This is a genomic window from Allosphingosinicella sp. (genome assembly GCF_036403745.1).
Classification (GTDB): Bacteria; Pseudomonadota; Alphaproteobacteria; order Sphingomonadales; family Sphingomonadaceae; genus Allosphingosinicella.
Map to the genome: position 1 here is coordinate 92,086 of NZ_DASWQI010000055.1, position 18,034 is coordinate 110,119.

General features: G+C 68.8%; 16 protein-coding genes and 1 tRNA gene. 9 read left to right on the forward strand and 8 right to left on the reverse strand.

Going from position 1 to position 18,034, the window contains the following annotated elements; translation table 11 throughout:
* Positions 1-2 precede the first annotated feature (2 nt).
* Both VGC56_RS10750 and VGC56_RS10755 read left to right on the forward strand, forming a co-directional pair.
* Positions 3-530, forward strand: coding sequence for a CcdC protein domain-containing protein (locus VGC56_RS10750; protein ID WP_464124898.1), 528 nt, complete (start codon positions 3-5; stop codon positions 528-530).
* Positions 527-1,174 (forward strand): DUF938 domain-containing protein, encoded by a 648-nt coding sequence (locus tag VGC56_RS10755; protein ID WP_464124899.1) that lies wholly within the window; start codon positions 527-529, stop codon positions 1,172-1,174. Before VGC56_RS10750 ends, VGC56_RS10755 begins: the two co-directional genes overlap by 4 nt.
* A gap of 93 nt (positions 1,175-1,267) precedes the next feature.
* On the opposite strand, the gene VGC56_RS10760 is transcribed toward VGC56_RS10755, so the two are convergent.
* The gene (locus VGC56_RS10760; protein ID WP_464124900.1) at positions 1,268-1,513 is read right to left on the reverse strand and encodes a hypothetical protein; all 246 of its coding nucleotides are present in this window, start codon (positions 1,511-1,513) and stop codon (positions 1,268-1,270) included.
* Between the two features lie 21 nt (positions 1,514-1,534).
* Complete coding sequence (locus VGC56_RS10765; protein WP_464124901.1) at positions 1,535-2,140, reverse strand: phosphatase PAP2 family protein; 606 nt, start codon at positions 2,138-2,140, stop codon at positions 1,535-1,537.
* Between the two features lie 144 nt (positions 2,141-2,284).
* On the opposite strand from VGC56_RS10765, the gene VGC56_RS10770 reads away from it, so the two are divergent.
* The 6 genes from VGC56_RS10770 to VGC56_RS10795 all read left to right on the forward strand — a co-directional run bounded on the left by VGC56_RS10770 (position 2,285) and on the right by VGC56_RS10795 (position 12,458).
* On the forward strand, positions 2,285-2,455 hold the full coding sequence (locus tag VGC56_RS10770; protein WP_464124902.1) for a hypothetical protein: 171 nt from the start codon (positions 2,285-2,287) through the stop codon (positions 2,453-2,455).
* Positions 2,456-2,465: 10 nt separating this feature from the next.
* Positions 2,466-4,094 carry an alpha-L-fucosidase gene (locus VGC56_RS10775; RefSeq protein ID WP_464124903.1) on the forward strand — a complete coding sequence of 543 codons (1,629 nt, stop codon included), beginning with the start codon at positions 2,466-2,468 and terminating at the stop codon, positions 4,092-4,094.
* A 97-nt stretch (positions 4,095-4,191) separates the two neighbouring features.
* Positions 4,192-5,046, forward strand: a complete 855-nt coding sequence (locus tag VGC56_RS10780; RefSeq protein WP_464124904.1) for a helix-turn-helix domain-containing protein — start codon at positions 4,192-4,194, stop codon at positions 5,044-5,046.
* Between the two features lie 161 nt (positions 5,047-5,207).
* Complete coding sequence (locus tag VGC56_RS10785; protein ID WP_464124905.1) at positions 5,208-11,351, forward strand: hypothetical protein; 6,144 nt, start codon at positions 5,208-5,210, stop codon at positions 11,349-11,351.
* Positions 11,352-11,492: 141 nt separating this feature from the next.
* The gene (locus tag VGC56_RS10790) at positions 11,493-11,942 is read left to right on the forward strand and encodes a hypothetical protein (RefSeq protein ID WP_464124906.1); all 450 of its coding nucleotides are present in this window, start codon (positions 11,493-11,495) and stop codon (positions 11,940-11,942) included.
* 168 nt (positions 11,943-12,110) lie between these two features.
* A complete protein-coding gene (locus VGC56_RS10795; RefSeq protein WP_464124907.1) occupies positions 12,111-12,458 on the forward strand; it encodes a hypothetical protein in 348 nt (115 codons plus the stop codon).
* Here the strand turns inward: VGC56_RS10795 and VGC56_RS10800 are convergent.
* A tRNA-Lys gene (locus VGC56_RS10800) sits at positions 12,453-12,528 on the reverse strand. The two genes, VGC56_RS10795 and VGC56_RS10800, sit on opposite strands and share 6 nt — an antisense overlap.
* A gap of 17 nt (positions 12,529-12,545) precedes the next feature.
* Positions 12,546-13,031: a 2-amino-4-hydroxy-6-hydroxymethyldihydropteridine diphosphokinase gene (gene folK, locus VGC56_RS10805; RefSeq protein ID WP_464124908.1), complete on the reverse strand. Its 486-nt coding sequence runs from the start codon at positions 13,029-13,031 to the stop codon at positions 12,546-12,548.
* 23 nt (positions 13,032-13,054) lie between these two features.
* On the opposite strand from folK, the gene VGC56_RS10810 reads away from it, so the two are divergent.
* Positions 13,055-13,723: a uracil-DNA glycosylase gene (locus VGC56_RS10810; protein ID WP_464124909.1), complete on the forward strand. Its 669-nt coding sequence runs from the start codon at positions 13,055-13,057 to the stop codon at positions 13,721-13,723.
* A 12-nt stretch (positions 13,724-13,735) separates the two neighbouring features.
* Here the strand turns inward: VGC56_RS10810 and VGC56_RS10815 are convergent, their stop codons facing one another.
* The 4 genes from VGC56_RS10815 to VGC56_RS10830 all read right to left on the reverse strand — a co-directional run bounded on the left by VGC56_RS10815 (position 13,736) and on the right by VGC56_RS10830 (position 18,029).
* A complete protein-coding gene (locus VGC56_RS10815) occupies positions 13,736-15,028 on the reverse strand; it encodes a MerR family transcriptional regulator (RefSeq protein ID WP_464124910.1) in 1,293 nt (430 codons plus the stop codon).
* Positions 15,025-15,861 carry a hypothetical protein gene (locus VGC56_RS10820; RefSeq protein ID WP_464124911.1) on the reverse strand — a complete coding sequence of 279 codons (837 nt, stop codon included), beginning with the start codon at positions 15,859-15,861 and terminating at the stop codon, positions 15,025-15,027. The genes VGC56_RS10815 and VGC56_RS10820 overlap by 4 nt, the downstream gene beginning before the upstream one ends.
* 361 nt (positions 15,862-16,222) lie before the next feature.
* Positions 16,223-17,356 carry a retropepsin-like aspartic protease gene (locus VGC56_RS10825; RefSeq protein ID WP_464124912.1) on the reverse strand — a complete coding sequence of 378 codons (1,134 nt, stop codon included), beginning with the start codon at positions 17,354-17,356 and terminating at the stop codon, positions 16,223-16,225.
* Positions 17,357-17,471: 115 nt separating this feature from the next.
* Positions 17,472-18,029, reverse strand: a complete 558-nt coding sequence (locus VGC56_RS10830; protein ID WP_464124913.1) for an N-acetyltransferase family protein — start codon at positions 18,027-18,029, stop codon at positions 17,472-17,474.
* Between the last annotated feature and the right edge of the window lie 5 nt (positions 18,030-18,034).

The window sequence follows — 18,034 nt, forward strand, 5'->3', positions numbered from 1 at the left end:
GCATGCAAGGCAGCGCGGGCACACCGACACCGGTGATCGGCTACGTCATCATGGCGGTGGTGCTGGTGGTCGTTCTTGGCCTCCGGATGCGCAGCGTCGGGCGCGAGAGGCCCTTGAAGCTCGGCCAGCTGTGGATCGTGCCGATAGTTTATGGGGTGCTGACGACGGCTTTCTTCGTTTTCACGCCGCCGGCCCGGTCCGTGGATTGGGCGATCGCCCTGGCCGCGCTCGCGATCGGCGGCGCGGTGGGCTGGCAGCGCGGACGGTTCATCCACATTTCGGTCGATCCCGAACGGGGCGAGGTGCGGATGAAGCAGTCGCTGATGGGCGTCCTGTTCATCGTCATCATCATCGCCTTGAAGCTTGGCATGAACGGCGTGGCGCGGAACGGCGCCACGGGCTTGTTCGGAATGCCTCCCCAGACGCTCACCGATATTGCGCTCGCCTTCATGCTCGGCGTGTTCGGCGTGCAGCGGATCGAGATGTACCTGCGCGCGCGCCGGCTGCTCGGGGAGGCGCAGGCGCGTTGACAAGCGGGGCGGCGCCGGTGCCGTTCGTCCTTGGCCGGGGCGGCGGAGATCCGCGCCGGTCCGCGCCGCATGTGGCGCGCAATGCCGAGCCAATCGCCGAGATTCTGCGCGCGGTCTTGCCGGAGCGGGGCTTGGTGCTGGAGATCGCCAGCGGCACCGGGGAGCACGCCCTCCATTTCGCGCGCGCCTTTCCGGGTCTGACGTGGCAGCCGAGCGATCCTGATCCGGTGGCCCTCGCTTCAATCGGCGCGTGGCGCGAGGCGGCCGGGGCGGCGAACCTGCTGGCGCCCGTTCAGCTGGATGCGGCGGCGGAGGACTGGCCTGTGGCGGCGGCGGACGCGATCCTGTGCATCAACATGGTCCATATCAGCCCGTGGAGCGCGACCGGGGGGCTGATCAGCGGGGCGGGGCGCTTGTTGCCGTCCGGGGCGCCGCTGGTCCTCTACGGGCCTTATCGGCGCGCTGGCGTGGCCACGGCGCCGAGCAATGAGGCGTTCGACGCGTCGCTCAGGTCCCGCAATCGGGAATGGGGATTGCGCGAGCTGGAGGCGGTTGAGGCTGAGGCGAAGGGGCACGGGCTCCGGTTCGACCGGCTGTGGGAGATGCCGGCGAACAACCTCACCTTGGTGTTCCGCCACACTTGATCGTCATCCCCGCGGAGGCTGGGATCCCAGCGGGTGAAGAACGCCGGCGCCTTTCACCCCCTGGGGCCCCAGCCTTCGCTGGGGCGACGCGGGTTACTTCTCGTTGAACCTCGGCAAGTTCGCCTGCTCGGGCTTGTCGCTGTCGCGGACGCGGGTGACGCCGTCGCCGTCGCCCACCTCCTCGTGGAGCTCGTCGCGGGTGCCGATGTCGCGCTGGAGGTTGCCGCCCCGGGCGATGGCGAAGGCGGGGGCGTCCTCCATGCTGTCGATGAGGTCGCTGTCGTCTGTCCGGCGGGCGGTCTCGGCGCGATCTGCGCCCCGGTCGTTGCGGTCGGTCATCATGGTCTCCTTGTCAGGAGATCAATGCAGACGCAGCGAGGCCGTTCCCGCGGCCAGCCGCACCAGGAGCAAGGTCCACCCCGCCCCGAAGGCCCAGCCGCCGATCACGTCGCTCGGCCAGTGGACGTGGAGGACGAGGCGGGTGAGGCCCACCGTAACGGCGAGGAGGACGGCGGCGGCGACGGCTGCCGTCCGCCGCGCCGGCGGGGCGAGGAGCAAAGCGAAGGCGAGCCAGGTGATCATCGAGTAAGCGGCGTGGGCGCTCGGAAAGGAGAGGCTGGTGACGTGGGCGAGGCGACCGGCAATGTCGGGCCGCTGCCTGGCGAGCTCGATCTTCTGGACCTCGACCAGCAGGCGGCCCGCCAGGGTGATGGCGAGGAACAGGACGGCCCGCCGCGGCGACGTGGCGAAGATGAGAATGAGGGTCGCGGCGGCGGTCAGCGGCAGAAGGATTGGCCAGTCGCCGAGCCAGGTTACGACGCGCGCCGCCGGGACCAGCGCCGGATAATGGAACAGCGCCGCGAGCGACGCGTCGGCGGCGGTGTGGGGACCGCCGAGCAGCAGCATGGCAAGCCACAGCCCGAAGAGGATTGCGGGGAGGGACCAGGGGGCGCGCGGCAGCGTCACCGGCGCGCTCTTCCGCGTCTCTCGGCATCCTGTCCAGCACGAAGCGGCGGGGCGTGTCGGCTGGCCGTGCACGGCTTGCGACGGACCGGATTCGACTCTGCGCAAATCCATGTTAGTCCTCGTCTCGGGGAGCGGGACATCGCGATGGAAAGCAACGAACGATATTTCGCGCGCCGGGCCAGCGAGGAATTGCGGGCGGCCGCGCGGGCGATAACTCCGGAAGCCCAGGCGCGGCGCCGGGCGCTCGCCGAAGCCTTTGCGATGAAGGCAAAAATCTCCCTCGGCGAAAGTGGGCGCGAGCTGATCCTCGGCTGATTTCCCGACCATGAAGCGGCGGGATTTCCTGGCTGGGAGCGCCGCCTCCGCGGCCGTCGCGGCCGCCGCTCCGATTCGCAGCCGTAACATCGCCCCACCATTCGCGCCGACATGGGAATCGCTCGCCGGCGGCTACCGCGCGCCGGACTGGTTCCGCGACGCCAAGTTCGGCATCTGGGCGCATTGGGGCCCGCAATGCGTGCCGGAGGCGGGCGACTGGTACGCGCGCATGATGTATCTCCAGGGCAACCCGGCCTACGCGCACCACCGCGAGCATTACGGCCACCCCGCCGACACCGGCTTCCTCGACATCATCGGCCGCTGGAAGGCGGAGGCGTGGGATCCCGACGCGCTCGTCCGCTTCTACAAGGAGAACGGCGCCCGCTATTTCGTGGCGCTCGCCAACCATCACGACAATTTCGACTGCTACGCCTCGTCGCACCATGGCTGGAACAGCCTGCGGGTGGGGCCGCGGAAGGATCTAATCGGCGGCTGGGCGCGGGCGGCGCGGAAGGCCGGGCTGCGCTTCGGCGTCAGCAACCATTCGGCCCATGCCTGGCACTGGTACCAGCCGGCTTATGGCTACGATCCTGTGGGGCCGCGCAAGGGCGAGCGCTACGACGCCTTTCGCCTGCGGACTGCCGACGGGGGCGGCACATGGTGGGCCGGGCTGGACCCGCAGGCGCTTTACGTCGGGCCGAGCTTCGTCCTGCCCGACGGCGTCGACAGCATCGCGGCAATGAACGCGTGGCACGACAGCCACGACGGCCAGTGGCTCGAAACGCCGCCGCCGGCGCATCCGGAGTTCGCCGCCCGCTGGCTCGCGCGCTGCAAGGAACTCACCGACCGCTACGATCCGGACCTGCTCTATTTCGACGACACTGGGCTGCCGCTGGAGCGCTACGGCGTTGAGGCCACCGCGCACTTCTACAACCGCAACATGGCGCGGCGCGGCGGCCGGCTCGAGGCGGTGGTGACGGGCAAGCAGCTCTCCGACCCGCAGCGGCGGGGCATCGTCGAGGATGTCGAGCGGGGCTTCAGCGACCGGCTGCGGCCGGAGCCGTGGCAGACCGACACCTGCCTCGGCGACTGGCACTATAATCGCGCCCGCTTCGAGCAGCACAGCTACGTGCCGGCCAAGGCGGTGGTCCAGCGGTTGTCCGACACGGTGGCGAAGAACGGCAACCTGCTGCTCAGCGTGCCCGTGCGCGGCGACGGCTCGATCGACGCCGACGAGCGGCGCATCGTCGGCGACATCGGCGCGTGGCTGAGGGTGAACGGCGTGGCGATCTACGGCTCGCGGCCCTGGCGGCGCTACGGCGAAGGGCCGACCAGGCCCGTCGCGGGGATGATGAACGAGGGGCAGGCAAAGCCCTTCACGTCCCGCGACATCCGCTTCACGACCGGCGGCGGGGCGCTCTACGCAATCGCCCTCGACACGCCCGGTGACGGGCGCCTGCGCATCGAAAGCCTTGGGTCGGACGCCGCCGGGCCTGTCGAGCGCGTCGAACTGCTCGGGGGAGGACCGCTGCCGTTCCGCCAGGAGCCTGCGGCGCTGGTGGTCGAAGGGGTGATCGGCGGGCAGCTTGGAATACCGAGCCTGAGGGTGCGCGGCGCCGGCCTCGGGTCCGTTCGATAACCTGCCGCATTGACGGCATGGAAGTCAGACACTTACACTCCCCTCCTCGCGTTGAGTAGGAGCGTAGCGTCGGGTGGAACGGGGGAGCGGGGATCGCTTGGCGATCGAGCATGAGCGGCCCGACCCGAAATTAGCCCCCTACGTATCCGGCTATCACCGCTACACGATCAGGATCGATGCCGGCGAGCGCATCACGGACGTGCTCTTTCCCGGCTGGGCCAATCTGCGGTTCAGCGTTCAAGCCGATCCGTGGCAGGTGCGGCTGGGTCGCCGAACCTTTTCACCGGTGCCCGAGGCCGCCCTGTTCGGCCCCAGCAGCCATGCCGGCTATGTCGAGGCCGGCAGCGGCACGCTGATCGGCGCGGGCATAACACCGATCGGCTGGGCTCGGCTGTTCGCCGAGGAGGCGTCCGCCTTTGCGGACCGTGTCGTTCCGCTGGAGCGGTTGATTGGACCTAATGCCGAGCGGCTCGCTTTCGAACTGGGCGGCGGCGCCGCGCCTGCGGCGGTTTTCGACGCCTTCTTCCTCGCGAGGCTGGAGCAGGCGCCGGCCGAGCCTCCGGAGGTGGCGGCCTTGCTCGCCGCTCTGGGCGACACCCGCATCGACACCGTCACCGCACTGGCGGAGCGACTGGGAGTTCCGCTCCGCAGCGTCAGCCGCGTCAGCCGCAGCGCCTTTGGCTTCACCCCGAAGCGGCTTCTGCGCCGCGCGCGGTTCATGCGCGCCTTGCTGGCCGCCCTGGCCCTGGGGCGGGGCAGGTGGTCGGAGGCGCTCGGGCCCGCCGGCTATTACGACCAGTCGCATCTCCTCAAGGACTGCCGGCTGTTCCTCGGCTGCTCGCTCGGCGCCTTCGCGGCGTACCCGAAGCCGCTGGCCGAGCTCAGCATCAAGCTGCGGGACCAGGCCCTCCACCCAGGCGCCGAAATACCGCCCGAAATGGTCGGGTTGTAAGAATTTCCCCTGTCTGAAGAACGCTCAAGCCAATATGCTGAAGAGTGTGAGGGGGAAGTCTCGCGGAAGCGGCTTTACCTGAATTATATTTGATCGGCCGGCGGCCGGTTCGTTGGGCGTTCGCTCGCGGACCGGCCCGTCCCGGCGAAAGGGAGCGGACCATGACCGTCGGAACCGAGGGCAACGACCAGCTGACCAACGACACCAGCAAGCAGACCGAGACCGTCTCGGCGCTCGGCGGCGACGATGTGGTCACGATCAATTCGCCCCGGGTGATTGCCTCTTCAGCCGATATCAGCGTCGACGGCGGCAGCGGCTACGACATCCTGGCGGTGAGCGCGCTACAGTTCCGGTCCTTCGCCAACACCGGCGTCGACGGTTCGCTCGCCGTTCGTGACAGCAGCCAGTTCAACTATTTCGTCTCCTGGGCAGGCATTGAGGAACTGCATCTCGACGGCGATCTGTTCCAGCCCGGCACCTACAGCCTTGGCGGCACGGTCGACATCCTCCACCTCGGCACCATTTTTGCCGGTAGCTACCTGCTCCAGACGAACGGCGGCAACGACCAGATTTACTGGCAGCACAGCGGCAGCGGCACCAACATTACGATCGACGCCGGCGCGGGGAACGATCTCATCGATTTCACCGGCTCCGGCCAGGGCGCACAGACCGGCCAGGGCGGCGATGGCAACGACACCCTAATCGGCAGCGCCGGCAACGACCGCCTCGAAGGTGGCAACGGCGACGACGTCATCGACGGCAAGGCCGGCGGCGACACCATGCTGGGCGGCGCCGGCAACGACATCTATTATGTCGATATGCTGCCGAGCGGCGGTCTTCCCGGCGACACCGTGATCGAAAACGCCAACGAGGGGACGGACGAGGTCCGCACCGCGCTTGCCGCCTACGCGCTGACGGCAAATGTCGAAAACCTGACGGGCACGTCCAGCTCCGGCCAGGCGCTGACCGGCAATGGTCTCGACAATCACATCGTCGGCGGCGTCGGCAACGACACGCTGACGGGGGGCGACGGCAACGACATCCTCGACGGCGGCGCCGGTGCCGACGCGATGGCGGGCAGCCTCGGCAACGACATCTATTATGTCGACGATGCCGGCGACACCGTCACCGAAAATCCGGGCGAGGGCACGGACGAGGTCCGCACGAGTCTTGCCAGCTACACGCTCGGCCCGAACGTCGAGAATCTCACCGGCCTCACCGCGGGACAGACTCTGAGCGGCAACGGGCTCGCCAACGTCATCACTGCGGCGCCGGGAAGTGCGGTCCTCCACGGCGCGGCGGGCGACGATGTGCTGAAGATCGCCGGCTCCGGCCAGGCCTTCGGCGACACCGGCAGCGACACGCTGGTCGCCGATTTTGGCGCAGCGACGGGTTCCGTCACCGTCTCGACCAGTGCGAACGCCACCGACGGCGGCTCCGATCTCGTGATCACCGACGGGGCCCTCACCGTCTCGGGCTATTCGATCGAGAACCTCGTCCTCACCACCGGCAGCGGCAACGACAGCTTCTCCGCGACGCAAGGCGACGACGTCGTCAATCCCGGCTCGGGCACCGACAGTGTCAGCACGCTCGGCGGCAACGACACGATCAGGATCACCGCTTTCGGGGTGAAGACGGTCAATGCGGGCACCGGCAACGACTTCCTCCTCATCGACTGGAGCAACGCTACCGCATCGGTGACCAGGCCCAGCGGACCGACCGTCAACGGCACGGACGGCGGCTGGGATGGCCAGTATCGCAACAACATGGACGGCAGTACCGTCACCTACTCCTCCGTCGAGCGGTTCGACATCAGCACCGGCAGCGCCGGCGATTTCATCACGACGGCCAGCGGCGACGATGTCGTCCACCTCGGCGGCGGCGACGATTATGTGAATGTCGGCAGCGGCAATGACACCGCCGACGGCGGCGCCGGCATCGACGCGATCTCGGCCAATCTCTCCGCCGTCACGGGAGCGGTCCTCTGGAACCTGCAGACCGGCAGCTATTCGGGTCCCATCGGAAATTTCGTCAACTTCGAATATTTCGGGACCCTCCAGACCGGATCCGGAAACGACGTGATCGTCACCACCAGCTTGAATGCGGGCGAGACGATCATAACCGGCGCCGGTGACGACAGCGTCACCATTGCCGGGGGCGGCGACTCGGTCGATGGCGGTCTGGGCACCGACACCCTCATCGTCGATTATTCCGCCGCCACGCAGTCGGTTACCGAATACGGTCCGACGGCGAACGCCTCCGGGGGGTATGACGGGCAGTTCCACAATTTCGGCGAAGGCGCATTCGTCAGCTACTACTCGATCGAGAAATTCAACATCACCACCGGGTCGGGTGCCGACACCATCGTCACGAAGGACGGCGACGACGTCGTGCACCTTGGCGGCGGCGACGATTTCGTTGATGTCGGCACGGGCGGCGACACCGCCGACGGCGGGGCGGGCGTGGACGGCATTTCCGCCAACCTGCTCGACACCGCCGGCGCGGTCGTCTGGAACCTCCAGACCAACAGCTTCTCGAACCCCGGCGGGCCGGACAGCTTCGTCAATTTCGAATATTTCGGCACGATCATCACGGCCGGCGGCAACGACGTCATCACCACCGCCGCGGGCGGCCACAACGAAACCATCACCACGGGGGCCGGCAACGACACCGTCACCGTCCTCGACGGCGCCGACCATGCCAATATGGGGATCGGCACCGACACCCTCGTCGTCGATTATCATGCGGCGACGCAGGGCGTGATCACCAACATCGGCCCAAGCGCCAACGGCGTCGACGGCGGCTGGGACGGCGAATATTACAACAACACCGACAACAGCCACGTCGACTACAATTCCGTCGAGCGGTTCGTCATCACCACCGGCGGCGGCAACGACAATATCGTCACCAAGGACGGTAACGACGTCGTCACGCTGAACGGCGGGGACGATTTCGTCGATGTCGGCACCGGAACCGACAGCGCCGACGGCGGCACGGGCATCGACGGCATCTCGGCGGACCTCAGCGATGCCACCGGCGCAATCGTGTGGAACCTCAAGACCAACAGCTTCTCCGGCGGGCCGGACAGCTTCGCCAATTTCGAATATTTCGGCGCGGTCACCACCGGCGGCGGCAACGATATCATCACCACCGCGAGCGGCGGCCATAACGAGACGATCAACACCGGCTCCGGCAACGACATCGTGAAGGTCGTCGATGGCGCGGACCAGGTGAATGGCGGCAGCGGGATCGACCGGCTCGTCATCGACTATACCGCGGCGACGCAAAGCGTGATCACCAACGTCGGCCCGAGCGCCAATGCGGCGCTCGGCGGCTGGGACGGCGAATTTTACAACAACACCGACAACAGCCGCGTCGATTACAGCTCGATCGAAGGCTTCGACATCGCCACCGGCAGCGGCAGCGACAGCATCACCACCGCCGATGGCAACGATCTCATCCTCACCGGCCTCGGCGACGATGTCGTCCACGCAGCGGGCGGCGACGACTGGGTCGAGGGCGGCGGGGGCAACGACACCCTCGACGGCGGCACCGGCATCGACACCTTGTCCTACGCCTCCGCCGGCTCCGCGGTGACCGTCGACCTTTCGAACGCGGCTCAGCAGGATACCGTGGGCGCCGGCCTCGACACGCTCAGCAACTTCGAGATCCTGATCGGCTCGGCCTATAACGACACGCTCACGGGCAACGGCGGCGCGAACCGGATCGACGGCGGTGCGGGCGCGGACTCGATGACGGGCGGCGCCGGCGACGACGTCTACATCGTCGACGACAATGGCGACAGCGAGCACGAGCTTGCCGGGGGCGGCTTCGACGAAGTGCGCTCCACGGCGACGATGACGGTGCTCGGCGCCGAGGTCGAGAAGCTCACCGGCCTTCTCGCCACCGGCCAGTCGCTGATCGGCAACGCCAGCGACAACATCATCACCGGCGCCGCCGGCGACGACACGATCTTCGGCGGCGCGGGCGCCGACGCGATGACCGGCGGCAAGGGCAACGACACCTACGACGTTGACAATGCCGGCGACACGGTGGTGGAGATCGACGGCGAGGGGACCGACACCGTCCGCACGTCGCTCGCCTCCTACCTTCTCGCCGCCAACGTGGAGAAGCTCGTCGGCACCGCCTCCTCAGGGCAGGCGCTGACCGGCAACGGCCTCGACAACGACATCACCGGCAGCACCGGCAACGACACGATCGACGGTGGCCTCGGCGCGGACCACATGGCCGGCGGCAAGGGCGACGACATCTATTATGTCGACAGCCTCGCCGACGTCGTCGTCGAGCAGGCCGACCAGACGCTATTCTTCCCCGGCGTCGGCACGATCGGCCAGCCCGGCTACTTCCCGCCCAGCTCCAGCACGATCAGCTACGGCGCGAACGACCAGATCATCACCGGCCTCGCCGTCTATACCCTGCCCGACAATGTCGAGATCCTGACCGGCACGTCGAACGCCGGCCAGAAGCTCACCGGCAATGCCGGCGGGAATGCCCTTTACGGCGCCGACGGCAACGACGTTCTGGCCGGCGGAGGATCGACCAGCGGCGACTATCTCGACGGCGGCGCCGGCGACGACCGGCTGGTGATTTCGACCGGGCTCAACTCGATCGTCCATGGCGGCGGCGGCACCGACACGATGGTCGTCCAGCTCGGCGGCCAGAGCGTCGACATCAGCCTCGGCACGCCCGAGGCGGACCCGGACGGCGGCTATACGGGGCAGCTCAGTGGGGCTGGCGACAGCGTCGGCATCTACTTCGACGGCGTCGAGAAATTCGATATCACCACCGGCAGCGGCAACGACACGGTCGTCACCGGCGGCGGCGGCGACATCATCTCGACCGGCGCGGGCAACGACGTCCTCGACGGCGGCGCGGGCGCCGACACGATGACCGGCGGCACCGGCGACGACGTTTATTATGTCGACGACGCCAACGACGTGGTGGTCGAGAATGCCGGCGAGGGGACGGACGAGATCCGCACCACGCTGTCGAGCTACACGCTGACGACGCCGAACGTCGAAATGCTGACCTATGTCGGCAGCGGCGACTTCCACGGCACCGGCTCGGGCGGCAGCGACACCATCACCGGCGGCAGCGGCAACGACGTGCTCGAGGGCATGGACGGCAACGACTATCTCGACCTGTCCGCCGGGGGCAACGACCGGGCCGTGGCGGGCGCCGGCAGCGATGCCATCTATTTCGGCGGTGCTTATGCTGCGGGCGACATCGTCGACGGCGGCACCGGTACCGACACGGTGGGCCTGCGCGGCGACTATAGCGGCGGCGTGACCATCGCGGCGGGCACCTTCTCGAACGTCGAGGTGCTGAGCCTGATGACCAGCCTCACCGCCACCCCGACCGGCTACGACATTACGTGGGAGGACGGCAATCTCGCCGCCGGGCAGAGGATGGCGATCTACGCGGGCAACCTCCAGTCGGGCGAGAACGTCACCTTCGACGGCTCGGCCGAAACCCACGGTTACTTCCTGATGTACGGCGGTCTCGGCGACGACGACCTCACCGGCGGTTCGGGCAGCGACGGCTTCTACTTCGGCCCCGGCAAGTTCACCCAGGCGGATCATGTCGACGGCGGCGGCGGCACCCAGAACCAGCTCGGCATCGACGGCAGTTACGATTTCTCGGCCGCATCCGCGCTGGGCACGTTCGGCGGCAATTTCGCCAACATCCAGACGATCGTCCTCTACGCCGGGGACCCGCGCGACGCGGCGAACCCCAGCCCCAACGTCTATCATATAGAAACCAACGACGCCGCGGCCGCGGCCAACCAGACGCTGACCATCTACGGCACGCCCGTGACCACCGACCTCTATTTCGATGGTTCGGCGGAAACCGACGGCGCCTTCAAGATCCTGTCCGGCACCGGCAACGACACGCTGATCGGCGGCGACGGCAACGACTGGATGTACGGCAATCTCGGCGCCGACACGCTGACGGGCGGACTGGGCGACGATACCTTCGCCTACACGGCGGTTGGGCAATCGGCGGGGACGGCGATCGACACGATCACCGATTTCGGCACGGGCGACCGGTTCGACCTCTCGCAGATCGATGCCGACACGACACAGGCCGGCGACCAGGGCTTCTCCTACATCGGCGCCAGTGCGTTCGGCCACCATGCGGGTGAGCTGCGCGTGGAGTTCGACCAGGCCAACAACGTCTGGAACGTCGAGGGGGACGTCGACGGCGACGGCGTCGCGGACTTCATCCTCCACGTCGCGACGGCGGGCGGCCACCAGATAGTTTCGACCGACTTCGTTGCCTAACGCATTGGCTTCGGCTGATCGGGTGGCTGAGAGGAGATGCCTGTAGCCGCGGAGACTTGTGCTCCTGCACCGTCGGGTGTGGGAGTCGACAGGTCGATGTGTGGGAGCATATGCTATCAGTCGCGATCGTGGAGTATCGATATGGGCTCGTCGAGCTACGCGCTGGTGCTGGCGGTTACTCTGTCTCTGTCTGGGCCGGGCCTCGCGCAGAGCCCGGCGGAAAGGGACGAGTCACCAGACGGCGGCCCGGGGCAGATCGTCGTGACCCGGCAGAGGGAGCGATATTCCGGGGCGTCCGCCGATGTGCGCAGCATCACCCGGGCTCCGGAAGATGTCGTCGCCAGGTTCGAGACTCCCATATGTCCCCTCGCCCTCGGGCTCCCGCCTGAGACTGCACGGGCCATCGAGGCGCGGGTTCGAGCGGTAGTGCGGAGCCTGAACCTCGGGGCGGCCCCCAGTGGCTGTCGCCCCAACCTCACGCTCGTGGTGGCGGACGACGGCATTGGCACCATCGCAGCCCTTCAAAAACAGCGGCCAAACCTGTTCCAGACTTTGTCGGGCGCCGAGTTGAGGGCGCTCAAGTCGGCCTGAGGACGGGTTTGGACGTGGTACGAATACGACCAGAAGCGGCGCGATGGCGGCCCGGTCGAACACATCACCCTGCTCGACGGCAATCCTCCGCGGCCGCTGTCGCCGCACGCGTATATTGCCACCAACGCGCAGCTGTCCCGCCTGGCGAGCTCGATCCGGGTCGATCTGATGCTTGCCTTCGTCGTCATCGACACCCGCGCCGTCCGGGGGCTCACAGTCCAGCAACTGGCTGATGCCACTGCCGTTCTCGGCCTCTCGATGATTGATACCCGCCGGGCGCAGAGCCTGAGCCACGCCTCCGCGCTGCAGCTGTTGCGAGACCCCGCCAGCCGAGGGCGGATAACCGGCTTGCGCTTCGACGGCACCTACCTTCACGCCCTCTATTCGGGGGATGCCGGACTTACTTCCGGCCAGCGTACGGCGCTGATGGCACAGGAGATCGTGCGGACGGGGCAGGGGCGGGGCGCGCCGGCGAAGAGCCCTGTTCAGCCTCCCGAGCGCGACGAAAATTGGTGAGCCCTGCTGGATTCGAACCAGCGACCTACTGATTAAAAGTCAGTTGCTCTACCGACTGAGCTAAGGGCCCTCGCCCGGCCCATGCCCTCAGCGGGAAGCGCGGTCAACCGGGCGGGGGTGGCGCAAGAGGTGGAGGAGCTGGGCGATCGTGGCGCCGCTCAGAGGGTCGGGCCAGCCGGGGGCGACCTCGGCCAAAGGCTCGAGCACGAAGGCGCGGGTGCGGAAGGCAGGGTGGGGCACGATCAGCCCCGGTCCCGCGAAAGCGCCTTCGGACCACAGGATGATGTCCAGGTCGAGCACGCGCGGCCCCCAGCGGCGCCCGCCGCGGCGGCCGAAATCGCGCTCGGTCTGCTTGAGGAGGCGGAGCAGGGCAGGGGGGTCGAGGTCGCTCTCGAGGATGGCCGCGGCATTGGCGAAGCCGCGCCCGGCGGGGCCGACCGCCTCCGTACGGAGGATGCGCGACAGGTGCACGACGCCGAGCGCGTCGGCCGCCGCACGCACGGTCTGGGCGGGGGAGCCCCGCCGCCCGGGCCGGTTGGAGCCCAGCGCGATCGCATAGCTTGTCAGCGCCATCGGGTGGGCCCTAGACGCTGCCGATGCTCCACGTCACCTCCCCCGTTCCGGCCCAGGAAGCGCCGCGCGACTGCCCGCTCTGCCCGCGCCTCGTCGCTTTTCGGCACGCGCTCAGGGCCGAGCATCCGGACTGGTGGAACGCACCGGTGCCGCATTTCGGCGACCCGGAGGCGTGGCTCGCCATCTGCGGCCTCGCGCCGGGCAAGCAGGGGGCGAACCGGACGGGGCGGCCCTTCACCGGAGATTTCGCCGGTCTGCTGCTCTACGAGACGCTGGCCAAGTTCGGACTCGCCGAGGGGGCTTACACGGAGCGGCCGGACGACGGGTTGACCTTGCGCGGCGCCGTCATCGTCAATTCCGTGAAGTGCGTCCCGCCCCAGAACAAGCCGACGCCGGAGGAGATCGCGACCTGCACCGCCACCTATTTCCGCCCGTCGCTGGAGGCGCTGCCCAATGTGCGGGTGCTCGTCGCTTTGGGCCGCATCGCCCATGACGCCGCGGTCCGTTCCGCTGGGGGGCGCCTTGCCGCCTTTCCTTTCGCCCACCTCGCCGAGCATCGCCTGCCCGACGGCCGCCTGCTCATCGATAGCTACCATTGCTCGCGCTACAACCAGAACACGAACCGCCTGACGCGGGCGATGTTCGAAGACGTGTTCGCCCGGGCCGTGGCCGTCAGGACCGACGGTCGGTAGTCGAAACTTGGCTCAGGCGGCAGCGCCTGCGGCCATCGCAATTATGGATGCCGTGCGCGCCCTGACGGCGGGATCCGCAACGCAGGTCGCGACGGCTTCATAGCCACGCCCGCCCGGCTGCAGGCTCGCGTGGAAGGGTACGGAATGATTGGCGGGGCAGTAGATTACCGTCTCGCCGGCGCCCGCCAGATCCAGGTCGAGGACCGCGGAGGAACGCGTCATGAGGAACACGGCGTCCTTCCGACCGGGCTTCACCCGCAGGAATGTCATCACCGCGCGCTGACTGGCCTCGCACAGCCCCTCTTCGACCATGTCGACGACGAGAATTTCCGGGGACTCGGTCTCGATCGCGATCACCAGCGCCCGCAACGACGCCGTCGGCACGGCCCCTTCCTCGACCAGCCAGCCGGTCGTGCGTTCCACACGCGCGGCAAGATCGGCATCCTGTTCGACCCGCTCCGCCCACGCCGGGTCGTGCTGCCGTTCCGGCCCTAGAAAGTGCCCGCCGGGAAGCGCGAGTGCGAGCCGCTCCGCGAACCGCGTCTTGCCGCTTCCCAAAGGGCCGGTGATGAAATTGAGCGGTGGAATATCGCGAAGCTCGAACCACTCCCCCGCCCACGGCCACGGCAGCTCGAAGCCGGCCCGGATCGCAGGCTCGCGCCGGAGAGCGTCGTCCACGGCAGCAGCGTCGAGGGCCTTTCCGCAGCGAATATCCTCGCGAAGGCTCCGCAACCTCCTCAGCGTTTGATCGAGATGCCCTGCCTGCCGCGTCAGCCGTTCCTCGTGGGCCGCGAGCGCGGCGTCGATCGCGCTCGCGTCGCCGCTCAGCACCCGCGCGACCTGTGCGAGGCTGAGCCCAAGCGCCCGCAACGACAGGATCGCAGCGGCCCGCTGCAAATCCGCCGGACCGTAGAGCCGCCATCCCCCCGGGGAGCGCCCGGGGGCGATCAGAGCCTGCTCTTCGTAAAGGCGAAGCGCCTTCGCCGACACGCCAAGATGGACGGCCGCCTGCGACGGGGTGAGATTGCGGGAGCCTGGCGGGTTCATGAGCACCTCGAATGCATTGGACCCGCTTCCTGTAGAGTCGGACCCAAGGTCCGGATCAAGGGAAATATCGTGCCGCGATCCTCGCGGCATCGGCTCCGCGACGGCCGCCTGCTCATCGACAGCGACCTTTGCTCGCGCACCAACCGGAACACCGACCGGCTGACCCGCACCATCTCCGAAGCGGGTACGCTGCGGCCACGGCGGTGCGGAGCGGCGCAAGTTTCGAACTTTCCTGAAAAATAAAAAAGTTTCGCTCACCGCCTGTCTCGCGAACGCGTGCGGCGATAGGTGATTCCACGCCGCGGCGTGAAGCCGAAGAAGCGGTCGCGCGCCTCCGCCCCCTGGGCGACGTGCTCCGCCGCGCGGGCGGCGAGCGCCTTTTCCTCGGCTTCCGAGAGCGGCCGGGCGAAGCGCGGATCGGCGGGATCGCCGTCATGATCGCGAAAGCCCGGCGGCGGCGGAAAGCTCGTCCACCAGCGCCCGCCTGCGTCCCGCCAGACGCGGAAGCCCCCTTCGAGGGCGCCGGTCTCGAGCCGGTCGAGGGTGCCCTGCCAGTCCGCGGCGCACGCCTCGCTCTCGGCCGCGCCAGGGCCGGCGAACAGCCCCTCGGCCTTTTCGAGCAAGGCGAGGAGCAGCCTCGGCGAGCGCACCCGCTCCTCGGAGACCAGCTCGCCATGATAATAGCGGCGGACGAGGCGGCCGTTCACCGCCTCGTCGATGATGGCGGCGCGGCCCTGCTCGCCGAGCCCCTTGCGCAGCGCCGCGTCCCAGGCCGCCGCGAAGCCCTCGGCGCCCGCCCGGCGGCGCAGCGCGCGGGCGCTCTGCGCGGTCATGCCGACGAGCGCCGCTGCCGCGTCGACCGACAGCGTCTCCGCAAGATGCTCGACGAACGCCCGCTGCCGCGCCGGCGTCCACCCGTCTACGCGCGCGCGCACCGGAACGGGGGTGAAGGCGGGGTGGGTGCGCGCATCCTGCTGCGGCGGGAGGATGGCCGGTGCGCCGGCGGGCGCCTCCTGTACCAGTGCCGGGTCGCGCGCCGTATCTGACGCACATGGCCCCTCCGGAGCCTGCCGATTCGCTTCCTGTTCCACCCTGTAGGCTAAACCAGACGAACTCCTACATTGCAACCCCCTTTTGTTCCACCTTCTGAGGTTGAGTGCGCGGCGGGTGCGAGCGCCGGTGAGGCGGTGCCGGGCCGCTGCCGTGTCAATGCCGGGTTGCTGCCGGGTGAGTACCGTCCCGGTGCCGGGTCTTAACCGTGCGCTTGCCGGGTGAGCACTGGGTGATTGCGGGGCGGGAACGGTAGACGTGCGCGCGAGGTCCAGAATTCTGCGGCATTCGGGGTGCCTGAATATGGCTTTCACGTACCGACTTGACGCGGCTTGCCGGGCGAAGTCGAACGAAGATTCAACTTACGGAGCCGTAGCTTTGGCCGCGGTGCGAGTGAAGCCTCTAAAGGTAGTCGGCGAGGACGAGGGTGACGGTCGTGACCTTGCCGTTGCGCTCCACGGTGAGGGGAACGGCCGAGCCGGCGGGGCCTTCGAGGCGGTCGAGCAGGTCCTTCCAGACGGCGCCCTCGATGCGATCGCCCACCTCCAGACCGGCGGCGCCGGCAGGGCTCGCGGGGGCGACGGCGCCGATGCGGATGCCGTTGCCGGCGCGGTCGAGCCACAGGCCCGCGCGGTCGTAGCGTTCGGGCTGCGGCGGCAGGGCGTTTGGCTTCAGCCACAGCGCGCTGCGGTGGGCGTCGACCGCCAGGTTGAACCGGCGCAGGACGGGAAGGCCGAGCAAGCCGTCGCCGTAGACGCTGCGTTCGATCCCCGAGGTTTGGAGGTCGACGAGCGGGCGGTCGAGGGTCAGGCCGGCGAGATCGAGCCGGGTGGCGCGGACGAGGCGGCCCCGTCCTTGCGGCGCGGCGGGCGCCCATCGCTCGCTTGCCAGGAGGCCGCTGCGGCGCGTGGCCTGAGGGAGCAGCCGGGTCGCGGTCGGCATGCCGGTGTCGAGCGCGAGCCGGAAGAGCCGCCCGTCGATGGTCGCGCCAGCGTAAAGATAGGGGCTGCCGGCGACGATGCCGCCGTCGATCCGCGTCCATCCGTCCATTGACGGCAGGCCGCCGGCGTAGAAGCGCCAGGCGCCTCCGTCGAGATCGAGGATATGGTCGTGGCCGCGCACGAAAGGCCCGCCCAGCGTTCCGTCAATGCCGTCGCCAAGCTCGGTCTCAGGGCCGGCGAGGGCGAAGCGCTGCGGGCCGATGCCGATGGTACCGTCCAGCGCAATCTGTCGCGCTTCGACGACTTCGAAGGCGCCTGCGCGGCCGCCCGTGTGTAGCTCGCGCTGGCCGACGGTGGGCAGGCGCAAGGCGCGGGCGACGTCCGCGCGAAGCAGGCTGTCCGAACCGCCCGTGTCGATGGCGAGGGTCAGGCGCGTTCCGCCGACCGCGGCGCGGACGGCGAGGCGCCGGCCGACGGACTCGACCCGGGCCGTGGCGGCGGGCGCAGCCTGTGCCGAAGACTGCGTTCCGCGCAGCAGCGCGGCGGCGGCGAGCCCGTGCAGGACGGCTCGACGCGTGGGGTCGGCGGGTGTCACGCGACGAGCTGATGGGTGAGAAACAGTGATGGCGCAAGAGGTTGATCCCGGATCCACCTCCTCGGCCTCGACCCGTGCGGGCAGCGCCACAGAAGCCGGCCGCGCCCCCCGTTCGCTATCGGCGCAGGAGGGCGGTGATATCCGGCCAGGCGTAGGCGACCTCGTCGTACGTCGCTCCGGCCTCCGTGACGGTCTTCTCGCCGGCGGGTGTGCCGCCGAGGGCCTCGTAGAAGCGCCGGGCGGTGGCGTTGGCGCGGAGGACCCACAGACTTGCCGCCTGCCGCCCCTGGTCGAGAAGCCGCAGCGCCATCAGGCGCATCAGCGCGCGGCCGATGCCGGCGCCCTGGTGGGCCTGGAGGACATACACGGCGCCGATCTCGCCGTCGATGCCGCGCGCCGCAAGCGCTTCGTCGCGCTGGGCGAAGCAGGCGCCGAAGCCGACCATCGCGCCCTCGCTCTCCGCGACGAACAGGGCGGCGTCGCCATAGCCGGACGGGTCGTCGAGCACGGCGCGCCACATGGCCGCCGACCGGTCGGCGGACAGGCTGTCGAGGAGAGAGGGTGGGAGGATCCCGGCGTAGGCCTCCCGCCACGCGGCGACGTGGAGTGCGCCGAGCGCCGCGGCGTCCGGCGGCTCCGCTTCGCGCAATCGAATCGTGTCCATCTGCTCCATCTGTC

Bases quoted from the DNA above. Each gene is read 5' to 3' on its own strand.
- folK (WP_464124908.1), bottom strand. From the start codon at position 13,031: ATGGCGCTGACAAGCTATGCGATCGCGCTGGGCTCCAACCGGCCCGGG.
- VGC56_RS10830 (WP_464124913.1), bottom strand. From the start codon at position 18,029: ATGGAGCAGATGGACACGATTCGATTGCGCGAAGCGGAGCCGCCGGAC.
- VGC56_RS10770 (WP_464124902.1), top strand. From the start codon at position 2,285: ATGGAAAGCAACGAACGATATTTCGCGCGCCGGGCCAGCGAGGAATTG.
- VGC56_RS10775 (WP_464124903.1), top strand. From the start codon at position 2,466: ATGAAGCGGCGGGATTTCCTGGCTGGGAGCGCCGCCTCCGCGGCCGTC.
- VGC56_RS10750 (WP_464124898.1), top strand. From the start codon at position 3: ATGCAAGGCAGCGCGGGCACACCGACACCGGTGATCGGCTACGTCATC.
- VGC56_RS10795 (WP_464124907.1), top strand. From the start codon at position 12,111: ATGCTTGCCTTCGTCGTCATCGACACCCGCGCCGTCCGGGGGCTCACA.
- VGC56_RS10760 (WP_464124900.1), bottom strand. From the start codon at position 1,513: ATGACCGACCGCAACGACCGGGGCGCAGATCGCGCCGAGACCGCCCGC.
- VGC56_RS10790 (WP_464124906.1), top strand. From the start codon at position 11,493: ATGGGCTCGTCGAGCTACGCGCTGGTGCTGGCGGTTACTCTGTCTCTG.
- VGC56_RS10785 (WP_464124905.1), top strand. From the start codon at position 5,208: ATGACCGTCGGAACCGAGGGCAACGACCAGCTGACCAACGACACCAGC.
- VGC56_RS10810 (WP_464124909.1), top strand. From the start codon at position 13,055: ATGCTCCACGTCACCTCCCCCGTTCCGGCCCAGGAAGCGCCGCGCGAC.